This is a genomic window from Kitasatospora sp. UYEF31, from assembly GCF_057291755.1.
The window spans coordinates 37,250-56,934 of the sequence record NZ_JBXAWK010000020.1; the positions used below are offsets into that span (position 1 = coordinate 37,250).

Below are 19,685 nucleotides of genomic sequence, written 5' to 3' on the forward strand. Positions count from 1 at the left end.
TTAGATCGCCTGCTTGCGCTGCAAGTAGGTGAACGCTATCCACCCCGGCAGCACCGGCAGCCAGAACGTCAGGAAACGGAACAGCAGCACCGCCCCGGTGGCCGTCTCCAGGGGGAGCCGCACTGTTGTGGTGAGACCTGCGATCAGCGCGGCCTCGACCGCGCCGATGCCGCCGGGTGTGGGGGCCGCGTTGCCGATCGCGTTGCCCGCCAGGAAGACCACGGCGATCGCGGCGAACGAGGCCGAGCCGCCGAAGGCGCGGACTGACGCGTCCAGGCACAGCACGAACGCCGTCGTGAGCAGCAGCGAGCCGCCCAGGCCGGCCGCCAGTTTGGCTGGATTCTGCAGTACGTCGAGCAGCCGCGGCACGATGTTGGAGAACAGTTCGCCGACCTTGCTCGTGATGACCCGGCGCACCTGCGGCACGGCCAGCACAAGCAGGATCACCAGGGCGACGGCGAGCAGCCCGGCGATCACCGCGCCCGACGGGGCGAACGACGGGGTCTCCTCCGTGCCGGCGATGTAGCCGAACAGGGCGAGCAGTGCGATGTGGAACACCAGCCCGAACAGCTGGGAGACACCCACACTCGCCGCGGCCAGCGCCGGTGGGATCCCGGCCTTCTGCAGGTAGCGGGTGTTCAGCGCGACCCCGCCCACCGCGGCGGGGGCCACCAGTTTCACGAACGAGCCGGCCAGCTGCACGACAGTCGTCCGTACGACCGAAAGACGTTCCGGGACGAAGCCGAGGAGCATCAGAGCCGCGGCCAGGTAGGACAGCGAACTCGCGACCAAACCGATCGCGGCCCAGCCCCAGTTCGCCCGGTGGAAGATGGAACCCAGGTCGGCGTGGGTCAACTGGGACAGCAGGAAGTAGCCGGCGAACGCACCGCCCACCAGAGTGATGATCGTGCGCGGCCGGACCCGCTCCAGGCGGGCCGGCTCGGCTTCGGCCCGGGGCCGCACCGCCAGGATCTGCTCGCGCAGCCGGGACAGCAGTGTCTTGTCCTTGCGCAGCGCCGTCCGGGTCGTCCGGCTCAGCGCGACCTTCTGGAGCAGCGGCAGCGCGGCGGCGACGGTGTCGGCGCCCAGGATGCCGACGGCCGTCCGTACGGCCCGCTCCTCGCCGACCCGCAGCGCGAGCGTGGTCAGCAGCTGCGCGGTGTCGATCCGCATCGACAGGTCGCCTGCGGCGATCTCGCCGCCGCGCAGGTCGATCAGGTAGGCCCGGCCCGCGTCGGAGATCAGGATCGAGCCGCCGATCAGCTGGCGGTGGGTCAGCCGGTGGGCCTGGAGCTTCGACAACTGCGTCCAGACGTCCTCCAGGAGGGCGTCGGGGATCTCCGTGTCGGCCAGGTCGTCCAGCGTACGGTCGCCGGGGACGTGGCAGTACGCGAGCAGGGCCGCGTCCGAGCCGATCTCGGCGACGGCTACGAGCTTGGGGGTGGCCACCCCGGCGTCGGCCGCCGCGTACGCGATCAGCGACTCCTGCTCCATGGCGCGGCGCAGGGTCAGGAGCGCGCGGCGGTGGGTGAAACTGCGCAGCCGCAGCCGCCGGTACATGCGGTACAGCGACCCGGACGCCTGCTGGTCGCGGTCGAGGACGGCGACGTGGAGCTGCCGTTTGTCGGCGAGGGTGACGAGGTAGCGGCGGCTCTCGTCGGGCCCGTCGCCGCCGCGGACGGCCGAGACCGGGTGCAGGCCGAACCGTTGCAGGGTGGCGATGACCGCCGTGCCGGGCGGCCGGGAGTTGGTGGTGCCGACCATGTACACGGTCAGGTGCGCCATGGTGCGGCCGAACAGCAGACTCGTGATCAGGGCCAGCGGAGTGGTGAAGCCGCCGACCAGGACGGTCGCGGCGTTCAGCGTGATCAGAGCCCAGACCAGGGCCGACCACTGCGGCCTGCGGGACATTCCCACGGCGGTCACGTACGCCACGATCGGGGCGATGTAGCCGTGGATCGGGTCGGTGACGCCGCCGGTGCCGTCAGCCAGCGGCCGGGTGAGGGCGTCGGACAGGGAGTCGGGCCCGGGGCCGACGAGCCACCAGTCCAGGGCCATCGAGGTGGCGTAGGTGACCGCTGCCGCTATGACGCCGTCGGCCACGCGCAGGCCGTCGCGGCGCAGCAGCCGCTCGACGCCGTACGCGACCGGGACGACCAGGACCGCTATGGCGAAGAACCGCCCTGAGAGGTTGAGCAGCAGGTGCGGGTAGCCGGCCTGGGCCCCGCGGATGATGTCGGACTCAAGGCCGTTGGTCGTCTGCTGGGCGATGCTGATCAGGACGAACAGGACGGCGATGGCGACCACACCGACGAGGAACCGCAGCAGGTCGGAGGTTCGGTGGACGCGGAACGGCTGGGAGGGTTCGACCACCGACGGAGTGGTCGCGGGGGCACGCACGTGTCCGGGTGCGCCCATCCGGTTCTTCTCCTCGCACTCGTTGTGTTCTCTTAACACTGGTCCATCGTCGGCTTTGATGGTGGCATGCGCGCTGCTGATTGGACCGATGGGGCACGCGTAACCGGGTGGGATGGTTTTGGCTCCGTGGTGTTCCGGGGGTATTCCGGATTGTTGTGACGGAGGTTTGTCAGTGGTGTCTGGAAGGATGCGGCCGGTGATCGAACCGACTGCGGGTGTGCCGAATCCGTTCGCTGAGCGGGTGCTCGATGTGGTGCTGCGCATCCCGCCGGGGCGGGTGATGGCCTACGGCGACATCGCCGAATACCTGGGGGACGGCGGGCCGCGGCGGGTCGGCAGGGTGATGTCGTTGTACGCGGGTGGTGAGGCGCCGTGGTGGCGGGTGCTGCGGTCAGACGGGACCCCACTCGCGGGCAAGGAGACCGAGGCACTGGGCCGTTACCGGACTGAAGGGACGCCGTTGCGCCGGTCGGGTGAGCGGGTGGACATGGGCCGGGCGCGTTGGGACGGCAGTGTCGCTGAACGCGGCTCCGGAAGTGAACCCGGGTAAAGCCGTACGAAAGCAGTCAAGCCCGGTCGTACGTATGTCTTCTTCTGTTTCTTGAGGCCTTCGGTGTGCATGCGGAGGCCCGCTGGGGCAGAGTGGGCGGCCGTCCGCTCTAAGATCCGCGCCTTCCTCAAAGGTCCACCCTTGTGACAACCCCCCGCCCCGCGTACCGGCTCAGCCGCACCCCCGTCACGAACCCGCCGCCGCCGGTGCTCGACGCGCGGCAGCGGGCTGTGGTCGACCACCCGGGCGGCCCCCTCCTGGTGCTCGCCGGTCCCGGCACGGGGAAGACCACGACGCTGGTCGAGGCGGTCGCCGAGCGGGTCGGGCGGGGGATCGCGCCGGAGGAGATCCTGATCCTGACGTTCAGCCGCAAGGCGGCGCAGGAGCTGCGGGACCGCATCACCACCCGGCTGCCGCACACCACCTCTGTGCCGAACGCGACCACGTTCCACGCGTTCTGTTACGCCATGGTCCGGGCCTACCAGCCGCCGGAGCTGTTCACGTACCCGCTGCGGCTGCTGTCCGGGCCCGAACAGGACGTCTTCGTCCGCGAGCTGCTCGCCGGGGAGGCGGAGGAGTCCGCCGGGCGCTGGCCCGACGAACTGCGCGCGGCCCTGGGCACCCGCGGGTTCGCCGACGAGGTCCGCAACGTCATCGCGCGCAGCCGCGAGGTCGGCCTCGACCCGGAGGCCCTGGCCGCCTTCGCCCGGCGGATCGGCCGGACCGACTGGCTCGCCGCCTCCGGGTTCCTCGCCGAGTACCTCGACGTGCTCGACGCGCAGGGGGTCCTTGACTACGCGGAGCTCGTGCACCGCGCGGTGATACTGGCCGAGCAGCCGGAGGTGGGTGGGCAACTGCGGCAACAGTACAAAGCGGTGTTCGTCGACGAGTACCAGGACACCGACGCCGCGCAGGTGCGGCTGCTCCAGGCGATCGCCGGGCAGGGCCGCGACCTGACCGTGGTCGGCGACCCCGACCAGTCGATCTACACGTTCCGCGGCGCGGACATCAACGGCATCCTCAACTTCCACACGAGGTTCCCGAAGACCGACGGGGCCGACGCCGACATCCAGGTCCTCGGCACGTCCCGGCGGGCCGGGGCGGGGATGCTCAAGACCTCCCGGAAGTTCGCCGAGCGCATGCGGCTGCACGGCCTCCCGGCCGCCGCGCTGCGGGCCCACCGCGACCTCGTCCCCGACCGCGCCGGCACCGACGACCCCAGCCGTGTCGAGGTGTACACCTACCCCACCCCCGGGGCGGAGCTGGCGCACATCGCCGACATCCTGCGCCGCGCCCACCTTGAGGACGGCGTGCCGTGGGGCGAGATGGCCGTGCTGCTGCGTTCGGGCACGCACTCCATCCCGACGGTCCGCCGGGCGCTCACCGCCGCCGGGGTGCCCCTGGAGATCGCCGGTGACGAACTGCCGCTCGCCGCCGAACAGTCCGTGGCCCCGTTGCTGCTCGCCCTGCGGGTGGCCGCCGACCCGGACACCCTGACCACCGAGAACGCCCGGCTGCTGCTGCAGTCCCCGCTCGGCGGCCTGGACGCGGCCGACCTGCGGCTGCTCGGGCGCGCGCTGCGCGCGGAGGACCGGGCCGCCGGGACAGCCGTCGGCGACAGCAAACCGTCCGCCGAGCTGATCCGCGCGGCGCTGGCCGAACCCGGGCAGTTGGTCGCCCTGGAGGCGGCCGTCGGCTCGGGCGCGCTGCGCCTGGGCACCCTCCTGGTCAAGGCCCGGTCTGTGCTCAACGGCGGCGGCACCGCCGAAGAGGCGCTGTGGGAGCTGTGGAACGGCACCCCGTGGCCGGCCCGTCTGGAGCGCGCGGTGCTGCGCGGCGGCACCGCCGGGCGCAACGCAGACAAGGACCTCGACGCGATGGTCGCACTGTTCGGGGTGGCCGCCCGCGCGGAGGAGCGCTCCGGGCACCGCGGGGCACTGAACTTCCTCGAAGAACTGACGGCCCAGCAGATCCCCGGTGAACGCCTTGACGACCGCGCGTTGCGCGGGGAATCCGTACGCCTGCTGACCGCACACCGCTCCAAAGGACTGCAGTGGCGCCTTGTTGTGGTCGCCGGGGTGCAGGAAGGCCTGTGGCCCGACCTGCGGCGTCGCGGCTCACTGCTTGAGGCCGACCGGATCGGGGCCGAAGGCCTCGCCGAACCACTCTCGGCCGGCGCGCTGCTCGGCGAGGAACGGCGGCTTTTCTACGTCGCGGTCACCCGCGCCAGGGAACGCCTGGTCGTCACCGCGGTGAACTCGATATACGACGACGGCGAGCGGGCCTCCAGATTCCTGGAGGAACTGGGCGTCGAGGTCACCTCCGTCGCCGACCGGCCCGTCCGGCCGCTCGCGGTGTCCGCGCTGGTCGCCGAACTGCGCGCCACCCTGGTCGACCCCGCGCAGCCCGAAGCGCTGCGCCGGGCGGCCGGGCGGCGCCTCGCCAAGCTGGCCGACCTGCGCGACGAGGAGGGCTTCCCACTCGTCCCGGCCGCGCACCCGGAACGCTGGTGGGGGCTGGTGGAGCCGACCGACCCGGGCATCCCCGTACGGAGTCCGGGCGCACCGGTGCAGCTCTCCGGGAGTGCGGTGGAGAAGGTCCTCACGTGCCCGCTCAGCTGGTTCCTCAGCAGGGAGGTCAAAGCCGAATCGCCCTCGACCTCGGCGCAGGGCTTCGGCCTGGTGGTGCACGCGCTGGCCGACGAGGTCGGGTCCGGCACGACGGAGGCGTCCCTGCCGGTGCTGATGGACCGCCTCGACCGGGTCTGGGACGCGCTCGCGTTCGACGCCCCGTGGCAGTCGGCGCAGCAGAAGGAGGAGGCGCGGGCGGCGCTGGAGCGCTTCCTCACCTGGCACACCCTGGAGCGGCACCGCACCGCCGTGGCCACCGAGCACCCCTTCGACGTCGAACTGACGGTCGGGGAGCACCGCATCTCCGTACGCGGGTCGATGGACCGGGTCGAACGCGGCGCGGACGGCCTCGCGTACGTCGTCGACTTCAAGACGACCAAGCGGAAGCCCACCGCCAAGGAGGTCGAGGCACACCCGCAACTCGCGGTGTACCAGGCCGCGGTGGCGGGCGGCGCGCTCGACGACGTGGAGGCCTTCGGCGGCGCACGGCCGGCACTCGGCGGCGCCGAACTCGTGCAGCTGCGCCACGACCGGCCCAGGAACGCCCCGGGGCCCGTCGTCCAGCACCAGGCACCGCCGGCCGTCGGCGAGGACGGCGACACCTGGGTGTCCAGCATGCTCGCCGACGTCGCCGGGCGGGTCCTGGGGGAGCAGTTCACACCGGTCACCGGGGGGCACTGCGACCACTGTGACTTCCGCCGGTGCTGCAGCGCACGGACTGAGGGCCGGACGATCGTGGAGTAGGGCCACCTGCCGTCGGATGAACCTGTGGTGGCCGCCCTGCGCGGCGATGTCCCCCAGGACGTCTACCGTTACTCCGGTGCGGCGCGTACTTGAATCACCCGAGGACCTGAACGCCCTTCTCCTGCGGGACGGGGCATTCACCCCTGAGCAGATGGCGGCGATCACCGCACCGCTCGAACCGGCCGTGATCGTGGCCGGGGCAGGGTCAGGCAAGACCACCGTGATGACCGCGCGGGTGGTGTGGCTCGTGGGCACCGGCCGGGTGCGGCCCGACCAGGTGCTCGGCCTCACCTTCACCAACAAGGCCGCGGCGGAGCTCGCGGACCGCGTCCGCAAGGCGCTGAAACTCCTGTCGCCCGACGAGCCGACGCCCGTCGCCGGGGACGACGAGGAGGAGGACGCCGGGGAACCCTCGATCTCCACCTACCACGCCTTCTCCGGGCGGCTCCTGGCCGAACACGGCCTGCGGATCGGCCTGGAGCCCACGGCACGGCTGCTCGCCGACGCGACCCGCTACCAGCTGGCGATCCGGGCGGCCAGGAAGGCCCCGGGGCCGTTCCCGGAACTGACCGGCGGGCTTACGTCGATCGTGACCGACATGCTGGCCCTGGGCGGTGACCTCGCCGAGCACCTGATCGACGCCGGGAAGCTCCAGGAATTCGACCGGGCGCTCATCGCCGAAGTGGCCGCGCTGGCCAAACCGGCCCCCGGCGCGAAGACGGCCGCCGAGGCGGCCCGCAAGCGCATCGAACTGGCGACCCTGGTCGGCGCCTACCAAGCGGCCAAAGCCCGCCTCGACCTGCTCGACTTCGGCGACCAGATCGCCTGCGCGGCCCGCCTGGCCGAGGAACGGCCCGAGGTCGGCGAGATCCTCCGCGACACGTACAGAATCGTGCTGCTCGACGAGTACCAGGACACCTCGATCGCCCAACAGCGGTTCCTGCGCGCACTGTTCGGCTCTTCCGACATGGGTGCGGCCGGTGTACGCGAAGGTTTTGACGAAGCCCCGGGCCGCGGCCACCCCGTCACTGCCGTCGGCGACCCCTGCCAGGCCATCTACGGCTGGCGCGGCGCGTCGGTCGCCAACCTGGACGACTTCCCCGAGCACTTCCCACGCCGCGACGGCAGCGACGCCCACCGCTTCTCCCTCGCCGAGAACCGGCGCAGCGGAGGCCGCATCCTCGCGTTCGCCAACGAGCTCTCCGCACCGCTGCGCGCCCTGCACCCCGGCGTCCAGGCGCTGCGTCCGGGCCCCGGGGCGGACCGGACCGGCTGGCTGCGCTGCGCTCTGCTGCCCACCCAGTCGGACGAGATCGAGTGGGTCGCCGACCAGGTCCAGAACGCCGTCGCGACGCTGCTGGACAAGAACGGCGACCCGATCGCCTTCAAGGACGTCGCGGTCCTCGCCCGGACGGCCAAGGAGTTCGCCGGAATCCAGGCCGCGCTGGTGGCCCGGGAGATCCCGGTCGAGGTCGTCGGCCTGTCCGGGCTGCTGCACCTGCCGGAGGTCGCCGACCTGGTGGCCGTGTGCGAGGTGCTGGACGAACCGACGGCCAACGCCGCCCTCGTCCGGCTGCTCGCCGGGCCGCGCTGGCGGATCGGCCCGCGCGACCTGGCGATGCTGGGGCGCCGGGCGGCCCAGCTGGTGCGGGTGCCCGGGAGCGGGCGGGACACCGCGGACGCCCGGCTCGACGACGCGGTGGCCGGGGCGGACCCCACCGAGGTGGTGTCACTGTCCGACGCACTGTCAGACCTGGGTGAGGAGCTGAAGTTCTCCGCCGAGGCCCGGGTGCGGTTCGCCCGGCTCGCCGCCGAGATCCGCGAACTGCGCCGCCACCTCGGCGAACCGCTCATGGACCTGCTGCACCGCATCCTCGCGGTGACCGGGCTCGAAGTGGAGCTGTCGGCCTCGCCGTCCGCGCTGGCCGCCCGCCGCCGCGAGACTCTGCACTCCTTCCTCGACACTGCCGCGAGTTTCGCCGACCTGGACGGCGACCCGTCGGCCACCGCGTTCCTGGCCTACCTCCGTACGGCCGACCAGCACGACAAAGGCATGGACAGCAGCCTCCCCGGCGCGGGCGACTCGGTGAAGGTCCTCACCGCGCACAAAGCCAAGGGCCTGGAGTGGGAGGTGGTGCTGGTCCACGGCCTGGTGAAGTCCGTCGGCGGCGGCTTCCCCAGCAGCAAGAACCCGGACAAGTGGATGCGCTCCGCGAAGGTGCTGCCCTACCCCCTGCGCGGCGACGCCGGACACCTTCCGCAGCTTCCGGGGCTCGACAAGAAGGACTTCGAGTCCTTCGACGCAGACCTGAAGGGCTACAACAGTACGGAGGAACTCCGCCTCGGCTACGTCACCTTCACCCGGCCCAAACAGCTGCTGATCGCCTCAGGGCACTGGTGGGGTCCCACACAGAAGGGCCCGCGGGGTCCTTCCACGTTCCTCACCGCGTTGCGGGAGCACTGCGCGGCGGGCAACGGCGACGTCGCGGCCTGGGCCGAACCACCGGCGGAAGGCGCGGACAACCCGCAGTTCGCGACGGCGCAGGAGATCGCCTGGCCGCTGCCGCTGGACGCGGTGGCGCTGGGCGAGCGGCGCCGGGCCGCACTCCTGGTGCACGAGGAGATGCGGATCCTGGAGGCGGCCCGGCGCGGCGACCACGCCGGGGCACACCCGGTGTCGGAGGACGAACCGCCACTGCCGCAGGAGCCCGACTACGAGCATGAACACGGTCCTGAGCCTGACGACGACCAGCCTGACTACGACCAGCCTGACTACGACCCGTACGACCAGGCTGAGCACGAGTCATTCGGCGAGCACCTGCCTGCGGACGGCCACAGCACCCCGGCGGCTCCGGGCACTCCGTCCGCTCCGGACGAGCCGGTCCGCGCGGGGCACCCGGCGCGGGAGGAATCGCCGGCGCACGAGGAAATGCTTTCCTGCGAGGACATGAAGAAGATCGACTCCTGGGACCAGGACTTCGACCGGCTGGCCGAGGAACTGCGCCACAGTCGGTCCACCGTCCGCGAGGTGCCGCTGCCCGCGACCCTGACCGCCTCGCAGGTGATGCGGCTGGCCGAGGACCCGGACGGCCTCGCCCGCGAACTGGCCCGGCCGATGCCGCGCCCGCCGGCCCCCGCGGCCCGGCGCGGCACAGAGTTCCACGCCTGGGTCGAATCCCGGTTCGGCGAGCAGCCACTCCTGGAGCCCGACGACCTGCCCGGCGCGGCCGACGAGGAGATCACCGACGACGCCGACCTGGCGGGCCTCAAAGAAGCGTTCGCGCGTACGGATTACGCCGCGCGCAAGCCGTACCGGATCGAGTCGTCCTTCCAACTGCTCCTCGCCGGCCGGATCATCCGGGGCCGGATCGACGCCGTGTACCGGACGGCGGACGGCTACGAGGTCGTCGACTGGAAGACCAACAGGGTCCAGGACGCCGACCCCCTCCAACTGGCCGTCTACCGGCTCGCCTGGGCGGAGCAGATGGGCCTGCCGGTGGACAGGGTGACGGCTGCGTTCCTGTACGTGCGCACCGGCGAGGTCGTCCGGCCGGACGGTCTGCCGGGCCGCGCCGGGCTCGAACGCCTGCTCGCCGACGACCTGGACCAGGTCGGTCAGCCCGGCCGGACCACCGGTCCTAACGCCGATCCGACAGGGAATACGCCAGATTATGACGACAAATAGTGACGTCTTGGAAGACTGAGGTCTATGCACCGATAAAAATTGCCTCGTATTGTGTTCCAAACAGGCTGATTCTTAGCGGATCGGTGCAGACAGTACAGAACGTGACCAAGATTACCCAAGGGATGGAAAACCGCGGATGAACGGCGACGCAGCGGCACGCGGACGGATCCGCCGCAGACTCCTGCCGTTCGCGGGCAGGCTCCTGCGGATATTCCCGCCGGTCATCGTCCTGCTGGTCATAATCGTCGCCTTCAGCACACCTCCGAACGTCCACATCGGGCCGCTCCTCGCCGTCGCCCCCGCACTGGCCGGTCTCACCCCGGACTCCCCGCGGGGCCCCGCCCTCAACGGACTCCTCGCCATCACCGTCGCCCTGCTGCTCAGCATCGCCGGACAGGACGACGGCGGCGGCGAACCGTACATCAGCCTGCTGGCCGTCAGCCTGGTCGCCGTCATCGCCTGGGCCGGAGTGCACGTCCGCAACCGGCAGGAACGCACCCTCCGGAACGTCCGCAGCGTCGCCGAGGCCGCCCAGGAGGTCCTGCTCCGCCCGGTCCCGCGCCGCATCGGCCGGCTGAGCGCCGGGGTCCGCTACCGCGCCGCCGCGGCCGAGGCCCGCATCGGCGGCGACCTGTACGAAGTCATCCACACGCCGTTCGGGGTCAGGGCGATCATCGGCGACGTCCGCGGCAAGGGCCTGGAGGCCGTCCAGACCGCCGCCGCAGTCCTGGGCGCCTTTCGCGAGGCCGCCTACGAGGAACCGCACCTGCACGGCGTGACCCGGCGGCTCGCAGCCTCGCTGCACCGCCGCCTGGACCGCGACGACGAGGAGTTCGTGACCCTCGTCCTGCTCGGCTTCCCGGACACGGGCCCGGACGCCGGGAACCTCCAGGTCGTCAACTGCGGACACCCGTCCCCGTTGCTGCTGCGCGCGGCCGGCTGCCAACCGCTGGACCCGGCGGAGACGGTGCCGCCGCTGGGCATCCTCGACCCGATGCTGATGGACATCCCGGTGCTGCGCGTCCGGCTCCAGGGCGGCGACCGCGTCCTGCTGTACACCGACGGCATCACCGAGGCCCGCGACGAGGCCGGGGTGTTCTACCCGCTGACCGAGCGGGCCGCCGACAGCCTCCTGGGCGTCGACGACACCCTCGACCGCCTCGAAGCCGACGTACAGCGGCACGTCGGGCACCCGCTCCAGGACGACGCGGCGATGATGCTGCTGCAGTACACCCCGTTCGAGGCCCGCCTGAACACCCGGTCGGACGAGGACCTGGAAGAGCCCGTGAACCTCGGCACTGTCACCGCGTAAATCCGAAGTTGCTAACCCTGACGCTCCCGGCCGCCGAGGTCGATCTCCACCACCAGCGCGCAGTGGTCCGACACCCCGAGCCGCACAGCCTCGGTCCGGTGCACCGCGCCCGGCCCCACCCCCAGGCCCAGCACGTGGTCGAACTGCACCCGCGGCCCGTACGACGGATAGGTCGCCACCCGCGCCAACTGCCGCCACCGCGCGGTGCGCCGCCGCCCGTGACCGGTCACCGCCTGCGGGATCCTCCCCGGCAGGTTGAAGTCACCCATCAGCAGTTGCGGCTCCGGGAGATCGGCGGTCGACCGCCTGATCCGCGCGAGCTGCGAGACATTCCATCCCGGTACGAACGACAGGTGCGCGGCGAGCACGGTGAAAGGCCCGTACGGACCGGTGATCTCCGCGGCCAGCACCGACCGCGGTTCGTCCGGTACGGAGACCAGCCCGCGGCGGCCCTGCACCCGCAGTGGAAGACTCACCGGAGCGGCCGGGAAGCGCCGCCCCCGCCAGCGGTTGACCGGCAGCTTGGACAGGAGCGCGACGCCGTACGACGGACCGCCCAGGCCGACGTCGTCCGGACCGTACAGCAGTTGCCCGATCGGGTCCGGCGGATCGGTGACCCACCCCGCGCCCTCCGCCGGGACCCCGTGCACCGACGCCTGGAACCGCCACTCGTCCATGCCGAGCGCCGCCGCCGCGACCGCGGTCTGGTCGGCTCCTTCGGACCGTTCCTGGTGCCGGTCCACCTCCTGCATGGCCACGATGTCCGCGTCCAGCGCGGCCAGCGCCCCGGCGAGCCGGGCCGGGCCGCTCGACCCGCTGTCCAGGTCCATCCCGTGCAGCAGGTTCACCGTGGCCACACGCAGTGTCTTCCGCTCAGGCATGCCCCGACCGTACGACGGTTGACGACCCGGCGTCCTCGATCAGCGGCATCCGGCGTCCGCACGGAGCCGCTGGGTTGACAAGCATGACTGATCCGGACAGCGCCGGCTGGTCGGCTCCCAGGCCCAGGTCAAGATCGAAGAGGCCGTACGGGAACCCGTGACGGTGGTCCGGGTCCGGAGGCTGACCGCTGGGAAGACCTGACGTCCACCCGGAAGCGGTAGGGATACGGTGGTCAGCACCATCGCGTCGATCATGCTCGGAATCCGGTGAGTTGATCTCCAGTCACCGGATTCCGAGCATGATCGAAGCGGCTGTCGGAGGAAAGGTCGGTCCATGGGGAATCCGCAGCTGGCGCTGTCGCGCGCAACACTCGACCGGGCGGCTGAACGCCGAACGGACCAGGACTGGCTGTCCGCGGTCTGGGTTGATCCGGCGACCCGGGTGCTGCTCGTCGCCGACGGCAGGGCCAGGTTCGTCAGGGGTGCCGCCACCGTACGACCGACGCTCGTCTTCGTGCCGCCCGCCGACGCCCCGCCCGGCGAGCGGTACCTGCTCGGCACCGACCCCGCGGGTATCGCCTACTTTGCCGTCTCCGTCGCGGAACTCCCCCCGTACGACGGTACTTGCGGTGAAACCGCCGACCTGCGCGCCCTCGGCGGGACACTGTCGGACACGGAAGCCGGGATGATGGTCCACGCCGTGGGCCTCGCGCACTGGCACCGCTCGCACCCGCGCTGCGCGCGCTGCGGTGAGCCGACGGCCGTCGCGTCGGAAGGGCACGTGCGCCACTGCGCGGCATGCGGAGCTGACCACTTCCCGCGCACCGACCCGGCGGTGATCATGCTGGTCGTCGACCGCGACGACCGCTGCCTGCTGGCCCGCAACGCGGCGTGGCCGCAGAAGCGGTTCTCCTCGCTCGCGGGGTTCGTCGAACCGGGGGAGTCGCTTGAACACGCGGTCGCCCGCGAGGTCTTCGAAGAAGTGGGCGTACGCGTCGAGGACGCCGTCTACATCGGCAGCCAGCCGTGGCCGTTCCCGGCGAGCCTGATGCTCGGCTTCCACGTCCGCGCGCTCGACAGTCGCGTCCGGGTGGACGGCGACGAGATCGCCGAGGCCCGCTGGTTCAGCCGCGCGGAGCTGAAGTCCGCGATCGAGGCGGGCGAGGTGCTGCCCCCCGGTGGCATCTCGATCGCCCGGCACTTGTTGGAGCTCTGGTACGGGGAACCGATCGGCGAGCAGCACCACTGGTAAAACGACAGCAGGTCCAGCTCAGGTACGGAGATCAGGACCGTCGTCCGGACGACGGAAGCCCCCGCGTCCGCGGGGGCTTCCGTACAGGATCTTCGAACTCGGGCGGCCGGAGCTCAGGAGGCCGGAGCTCAGGAGGCCGGAGCTCAGGAGGCCGGAGCTCAGGAGGCCAGGGCTTCCTGGATCTGCTTGAGGCTGGGGTTCGTCATCACGACGTCCGCGCTACCGCTGGCCGGTACCACCGACACGGTCGGGACCGTCTGGTTACCGCCGTTGATCTCCATCACGAAGTCCGCCGACGCGGGGTCGTCCTCGATGTTGATCTCGCTGTACGCGATGCCTTCGCGGTCCATCTGGCTCTTGAGGCGGCGGCAGTAACCGCACCAGGTCGTGCTGTACATCGTCACGCTGGCCGACATCGTGTTCAGACTCCTCGGGTTGGAAAGCTGCTCGTGCAGGTCACAACGTACGGGGGCCCACGTTTTCTTCCACCGGCCGCTCCTGGGCGCACAGCCCGCCGGGCGGAGTCCGGCCGCGTAGTGAAGGCGACGGCCGGAGGGCTTCGTGCGGAACGGGCGAAGTCTGTAGGACGTGGCTTCGTGGAGCAGTGAACAAGGGACAACCGGCTTCGGATGTCCCCGGGCCCTGAGACACTTGGCCGGTGATCGAAGCCACCCCCACCCCGGATTCCGTCCTGGACGCCCTGGACCCCGAGCAGCGCCAGGTCGCCCGGGCCGTCGACGGCTCGGTCTGCGTGCTCGCGGGCGCGGGCACCGGCAAGACCAGGGCGATCACCCACCGGATCGCGTACGGATCGCTGACCGGCGCGATGCAGCCGCAGCAGGTCCTCGCCGTCACTTTCACCGCCCGCGCCGCCGGTGAGATGCGCGGGCGGCTGCGCGAACTGGGCGTGGCGGGGGTCCAGGCCAGGACCTTCCACGCCGCCGCCCTGCGGCAGCTCCAGTACTTCTGGCCGAAGACGTACGGCAGCGAGCCGCCGCGTCTGCTCGACAGCAAGGTCCCGTTCGTCGCCGAGGCCGTCCACGAGTGCCGGCTGCGCGCCGACCGCACCGAGCTGCGCGACATCATGGGTGAGATCGAGTGGTGCAAGGCCACGCAGATCGCGCCGGACGACTACCCGGCGGCGGTTCTGAAGGCCGCCCGGAAGATTCCCCGCGAATCCGCCGAGATCCAGCACATCTACGCCGCGTACGAAAAGATCAAGTCCAGCCGCGGCCGGATGGACTTCGAAGACGTGCTGCTGCTGACCATCGGCCTGCTCGACGACCGTATCGAGGTCCGCGAGGCCGTCCAGGCGCAGTACCGCCACTTCACCGTGGACGAGTACCAGGACGTCAACCCCCTCCAGCAACGGCTGCTCGACCTGTGGTCGGAGCGGGCCCGCAGCCTGTGTGTGGTCGGCGACGCGAGCCAGACCATCTACTCGTTCACCGGTGCCACCCCGGCTTATCTGCTCGGCTTCCGGCACAAGCATCCGAGCGCGACCGTGGTCGAGCTGGTCCGCGACTACCGGTCCACACCGCAGGTCGTGAATCTGGCCAACCGGCTGCTGACGCACGCCAAGGGCGAGGCGGCGAAGTACCGTCTCGAACTCATCGCCCAGCGGCCGGAGGGTCCGCAGGCGCAGTTCGAGGAGTACCCCGACGAGCCGGCTGAGTCCGAGGGCACCGCCCGGCGGATCAAAAAGCTGATCGAGGACGGCGTCAAGCCGGCGGAGATCGCGGTCCTGTTCCGCACCAACTCGCAGACCCAGGCTTATGAGCAGGCGCTGGCCGAGCAGGGTGTCCCGTACGTGCTCAAGGGCGCGGAGCGGTTCTTCGAGCGGGCCGAGATCCGGCAGGCGGGCGCGCTCCTGCGCAGCCAGGCGCTGGGTGCCCGCCTCGACCCCGAGGCGGGCGGGCTCGCCGCCGAGGTGCGCGCGGTGCTCAGCACCACCGGCTGGTCGACTGTGCCGCCGGCCGGGTCCGGGCAGGTGCGGGAGCGCTGGGAGTCGGTCAACGCGCTGGTGACGCTCGCTGAGGAGTTCGCCGCAACCCGGCCCGACGTCACGCTGCGGGCCTTCACGGACGAGCTGGCCGAGCGGGCCGCGGTCCAGCACGCGCCCAGCGTCGACGGGGTCACACTGGCCTCCCTGCACGCGGCCAAGGGTCTGGAGTGGGACGCGGTCTTCCTGGTCAACGTGACCGAGGGCATGATGCCGATCGCGTACGCGGACACTGACGAGAAGGTCGAGGAGGAGCGGCGGCTGTTGTACGTCGGGATCACCCGGGCCCGCGTGCACCTGTCCTTCTCCTGGGCGCTGGCCCGGGCTCCGGGCGGCCGGGCGGGGCGCAAGCCGTCCCGGTTCCTTGACGCACTCCGTACGCCGGGCTCGTCCAAGCGGGACCGCGAGGCGCGGTTCTCCGCGCCGAAGCCCAAGGGCGAGAAGCAGAAGCGCGGCAAGGTCCGCTGCCGGGTGTGCGGAAAGATGCTGCTCGAAGCGGTGGAGGTCAAGCTCGGCCGCTGTGAGGGGTGTCCGTCAGATGTGGACGAGGCACTGTTCGAGCGATTGCGGGAGTGGCGCAAGGCGCGGGCCGGCGAGCTGGGTCAGCCCGCCTACTGCGTGTTCACCGACGCGACCCTTACGGTGATCGCCGAAGCCCGCCCCGACGGGGTCAAGGGCCTGTCCCGGATCTCCGGGGTCGGCCAGTCGAAGATCGACAAGTTCGGCGCGGACGTGCTCGCGATGATCGCGGGGCGCGAGCCGGGCGAGGGCGGCGATCTGCTCGGTCCGGCACCGGACGAGCTGCCGCTGGACGGACCGGACGAAGCGTCGGTTGTGACGTCGGAAGGACCGCTGGACGAAGCCTCGGCTGCGGCCTCGGACGGGGCTTCGAACGGGCTGTCGGACGCCGTGATCCCGGACGCGGAACCGCCCGCTGACCTCTTCGGGGACAAAAGTGATGTTCCGGACGGCTCGTGACACCTCGCCTGAGGGAATCACGAGGTGGTGTGAGGGAACTCCCTCCATGAGAACGCCCACGTCAAAAATGGTTTGCGCACTTGTTGTAGACCCATCTAATCTCACGAGCACGGCAGGTTGAACGGCCCGGCTTTCTGACGGATGCTGGGTTCGGCGACGTCGTGCTGGTTTCAGCACCGCGCTGTTTACAACGCTGTACCGCCCGAAACCATGTCCATATCCACTCCGACGTCGCCACCGTGCGGTGACGTCGCGATCGTACGAAGGGAGGCGAATGTCGTGATTATCAGGACCCAGAAACTCGTGGACGCACCTGTCTTCGTCAACGCTGCCGCCTCTTCGTCGGTCGAGTTGTCAGTGCGCTCTGCTCAGCTGGTTCGCACCACGTCCTCCCCTCTCTTCGTAGACACCGCCTCGGCCTATGCCGGGACCGATGCCGCCGCCCACACCGTTGCCGCGCCCCCCACGGGTGCCGACAGCGCGACGGCTCATGACACCGGTGCGGAAGCAGCGACCAGCGCAGTGGCTGCGCGTGGCCTGCGACGAGAGCAGCTAATCGGGAACCGTCGACCGGCGGTCCTGGCTACCTGTGAGCGGACGCAGGCCTCCAAGCAGCAGCAGTGGACCAACGGCATGAGCATGTCCGGCTTTGCCGGACGGATGAACCTCGGCTCCGGGCACCCGCCCTGGAAGAATCGAACCTGACCGACAGTCAGGATCGGCTCCTTCAGGGCCGCGGAACCCGTAACCGGGATCCGCGGCCCTTTTTCTTTGAGCTGAAGCTCCCGGAGCAGCAGCTCTACGGCCGCAGGTCCCCGGGTTGATCCACTCAGACGACAACAGCAGTCACACGAAGAACAGAAATCACCGGAGGAAACACGATGACCACCAGGCAGCTCGACAGACCCCCCACCGAAGTACCCACCCCCGCCGTACCGGAGGTAGACCTTATGACCCTCACCGCTTTCGACACCCTTCCCGACGCCGTCGCCGAGCGCGTCCCGTGCCGCTCGTACGACCCCGAGGTCTTCTTCGCCGAGACCCCTGAGGACGTCGAGTACGCCAAGGCCCTGTGCCGCGAGTGCCCGCTGCGTGAGGCCTGCCTGCAGGGCGCCCTCGAGCGCCGTGAGCCGTGGGGCGTCTGGGGTGGCGAGCTGTTCGTGCAGGGCGTCGTCGTCGCGCGCAAGCGCCCCCGTGGCCGTCCGCGGAAGACGGAGGTCGTCGCGTGAGGTACGCAATCTCACTCCGCCGTCCGAACACCCGCGCGCTCACGAACCGAGCCTTCCCGCTAGGCCAGGAACCCATGAACACCGAAGTCAAGACCCAGATCAGCGTCGAAACCGAACACGCCGCAGCACACAGCCACCGGAGCCTGGAAATGCATCTCATGAACGAAGCCCTCGCGAGGGCCCATATGCAGCAACGACAGCGGGAGGCCGAACGCGAACGGTTGGCCTACCACCTCTTCATGGCCAGGAAGATGCGGAAGCGGGCCGAGAACGCCTCCCTCCGCGCCCGCCGGGCCCTGGCCCTGGCGGTCATGTAAGAACCGCACGGCAAGCGGGTTCCGCCGCGACGACGGCGGGATCCGCGCCTGGCCGCGCTGATTCGCAGGCCGCACATGCGGGAACACCTTCCGCCGCGACGACGGCGGGATCTCCCGCCGGCCGCGCTGGGCGCCCGCCGCACAAGCAAGGGACAACTGACGACGGGCCCGGCTCCTGGGAACAGGAGCCGGGCCCGTCGGGCTTTTCCGCGGGTCAGTCGGCGATCTCGGCGGCGGTCTCGTCGGGTTCCGCGAAACCCGGCAGCCAGTCGAGCATCTCCTCGCGGAACGGCGCGGTCGCGTTCAGCTGGCACAGCACGCCGATCGTGCTCAGCGTGACCCTGTGTATCAGCAGGTAGCTCGGTGGCAGGTTGAGCTGCCGGGCGAGCTGCGAGGCGGGGTTGCGCGGGTCGCCGACGCGCGAGGCCTGCGCCCGCAACCACGGGCGGGTGAAGGTGAACTCGTCGACCCCGGACGGTTCGAGCAGCGGCACGAGGTAGTCCAGGACCTCTTGGGCGTCCAGCTGGATCGACGGCTTGATGAAGCCTTCGGCGCGCAGGACTTCGACCACGCCGTCCGCGTCGCCCGCCAGGGCGAGCCGCATGGCGACGCCCACCGGGGCGGGCAGTCCGTCCGGGAGGCGGCTGACCGTGCCGAAGTCCAGGACGCCGAGGCGGCCGTCGTCGAGCAGCCGGAAGTTGCCCGGGTGCGAGTCGGCGTGCAGCATGCCCGTGCGCGCGGGCCCGGAGAACAGGAACCGGCTGAGGAGACGCCCGGCGCGGTCCCGCTCCTTCTGGGTGCCCTTGTCGATGATCTTCGACAGCGGGGTGCCGTCCATCCAGTCGGTGACCAGGACCCGGTCCGTCTGGTGGACCACCGCGGGCACGTAGATGTCCGGATCGTCGCCGTACTCCAGCGCGTGCGCCTGCTGGGCCTCGGCCTCAAGCTGGTAGTCCAGCTCTTCGGCGACCCGGGCCTTCAGCTCGGCGATCAGCGGTTTGACGTCGATGCCCGGGATCAGCGCACCGGCGAACCGGGCCACGTGGCCCAGCTGGTTGAGGTCGGAGATCAACGCATCCCCGGCGCCCGGGTACTGGATCTTGACGGCGACGGCACGGCCGTCGTGCCAGACCGCCTTGTGCACCTGGCCGATCGAGGCCGCCGCGGCGGGTTTGTCGTTGAACTCTTCGAACAGGGAACGCCAGTCGCTGCCCAGGTTGTCCACAAGTGTCTTGTGCACCGTGCGGGCCGGCATCGGCGGCGCGGCGTCCTGAAGCTTCGTCAGGGCCGCCCGGTAGGGGGCCGCGACCTCTTCGGGCAGCGCCGCTTCGAACACGGACAGCGCCTGTCCGAGTTTCATCGCCCCGCCCTTGAGCTCGCCCAGGACCTTGAACAACTGCTGGGCGGTTCGTTGTTGCAGCTCGGCGGCGACGATCTCAGCCGGCCGGCCGCCGAGGCGTCGGCCCAGCCCTAGTGTCGCCCGGCCGGCCACCCCTAGAGGCAGCGAGGCGAGCTTGGCCGTACGGGTCACTGCCCTGCGCGGAAGATCGCTCACATCGTCCATTGTGTCCGACCCGGACACCCGCCACGTGTGATCGTCCACACTCCGCCGGATTTTCCGGTGCCGGACCGGGGCATACCACCGGTTTCCGGATCTCGGCCGGGAGCGGTTTCCCCCCGGCCGGAG

At 70.8% G+C, this 19,685-nt stretch carries 13 protein-coding genes; 9 read left to right on the plus strand and 4 right to left on the minus strand.

The features are described 5' to 3' along the window. The gene (locus AC0Z36_RS12725; protein ID WP_485462926.1) at positions 1–2,418 is read right to left on the minus strand and encodes a lysylphosphatidylglycerol synthase transmembrane domain-containing protein; all 2,418 of its coding nucleotides are present in this window, start codon (positions 2,416–2,418) and stop codon (positions 1–3) included. A gap of 187 nt (positions 2,419–2,605) precedes the next feature. Between AC0Z36_RS12725 and AC0Z36_RS12730 the strand changes: the two genes are divergently transcribed. The 4 genes from AC0Z36_RS12730 to AC0Z36_RS12745 all read left to right on the plus strand — a co-directional run bounded on the left by AC0Z36_RS12730 (position 2,606) and on the right by AC0Z36_RS12745 (position 11,339). Beyond that, the gene (locus tag AC0Z36_RS12730) at positions 2,606–2,968 is read left to right on the plus strand and encodes an MGMT family protein (RefSeq protein ID WP_485462972.1); all 363 of its coding nucleotides are present in this window, start codon (positions 2,606–2,608) and stop codon (positions 2,966–2,968) included. Positions 2,969–3,111: 143 nt separating this feature from the next. Next, positions 3,112–6,342 carry an ATP-dependent helicase gene (locus AC0Z36_RS12735; protein WP_485462927.1) on the plus strand — a complete coding sequence of 1,077 codons (3,231 nt, stop codon included), beginning with the start codon at positions 3,112–3,114 and terminating at the stop codon, positions 6,340–6,342. A gap of 46 nt (positions 6,343–6,388) precedes the next feature. Further along, complete coding sequence (locus AC0Z36_RS12740; RefSeq protein ID WP_485462928.1) at positions 6,389–10,027, plus strand: ATP-dependent helicase; 3,639 nt, start codon at positions 6,389–6,391, stop codon at positions 10,025–10,027. A gap of 136 nt (positions 10,028–10,163) precedes the next feature. Beyond that, positions 10,164–11,339: a PP2C family protein-serine/threonine phosphatase gene (locus AC0Z36_RS12745; RefSeq protein WP_485462929.1), complete on the plus strand. Its 1,176-nt coding sequence runs from the start codon at positions 10,164–10,166 to the stop codon at positions 11,337–11,339. 11 nt (positions 11,340–11,350) lie between these two features. Here the strand turns inward: AC0Z36_RS12745 and AC0Z36_RS12750 are convergent, their stop codons facing one another. Further along, on the minus strand, positions 11,351–12,220 hold the full coding sequence (locus AC0Z36_RS12750) for an endonuclease/exonuclease/phosphatase family protein (RefSeq protein ID WP_485462930.1): 870 nt from the start codon (positions 12,218–12,220) through the stop codon (positions 11,351–11,353). A 334-nt stretch (positions 12,221–12,554) separates the two neighbouring features. Between AC0Z36_RS12750 and nudC the strand changes: the two genes are divergently transcribed. After that, entirely contained in the window at positions 12,555–13,472 is a 918-nt protein-coding gene (nudC, locus tag AC0Z36_RS12755) for an NAD(+) diphosphatase (protein ID WP_485462931.1), read from the plus strand. 158 nt (positions 13,473–13,630) lie between these two features. On the opposite strand, the gene AC0Z36_RS12760 is transcribed toward nudC, so the two are convergent. Further along, a complete protein-coding gene (locus tag AC0Z36_RS12760; protein ID WP_485462932.1) occupies positions 13,631–13,888 on the minus strand; it encodes a mycoredoxin in 258 nt (85 codons plus the stop codon). Positions 13,889–14,130: 242 nt separating this feature from the next. Here AC0Z36_RS12760 and AC0Z36_RS12765 point away from each other — a divergent pair, with 242 nt between their 5' ends. From AC0Z36_RS12765 to AC0Z36_RS12780, 4 genes are all read left to right on the plus strand, one after another. After that, complete coding sequence (locus AC0Z36_RS12765; RefSeq protein ID WP_485462933.1) at positions 14,131–16,452, plus strand: ATP-dependent DNA helicase UvrD2; 2,322 nt, start codon at positions 14,131–14,133, stop codon at positions 16,450–16,452. Between the two features lie 303 nt (positions 16,453–16,755). After that, positions 16,756–17,157, plus strand: coding sequence for a hypothetical protein (locus AC0Z36_RS12770; RefSeq protein WP_485462934.1), 402 nt, complete (start codon positions 16,756–16,758; stop codon positions 17,155–17,157). Positions 17,158–17,333: 176 nt separating this feature from the next. Continuing rightward, complete coding sequence (locus tag AC0Z36_RS12775) at positions 17,334–17,681, plus strand: WhiB family transcriptional regulator (RefSeq protein WP_485462935.1); 348 nt, start codon at positions 17,334–17,336, stop codon at positions 17,679–17,681. Positions 17,682–17,755: 74 nt separating this feature from the next. Further along, complete coding sequence (locus tag AC0Z36_RS12780) at positions 17,756–17,998, plus strand: hypothetical protein (RefSeq protein WP_485462936.1); 243 nt, start codon at positions 17,756–17,758, stop codon at positions 17,996–17,998. 214 nt (positions 17,999–18,212) lie between these two features. On the opposite strand, the gene AC0Z36_RS12785 is transcribed toward AC0Z36_RS12780, so the two are convergent. Continuing rightward, positions 18,213–19,553 carry an ABC1 kinase family protein gene (locus AC0Z36_RS12785; RefSeq protein ID WP_485462937.1) on the minus strand — a complete coding sequence of 447 codons (1,341 nt, stop codon included), beginning with the start codon at positions 19,551–19,553 and terminating at the stop codon, positions 18,213–18,215. Positions 19,554–19,685: the final 132 nt, after the last annotated feature.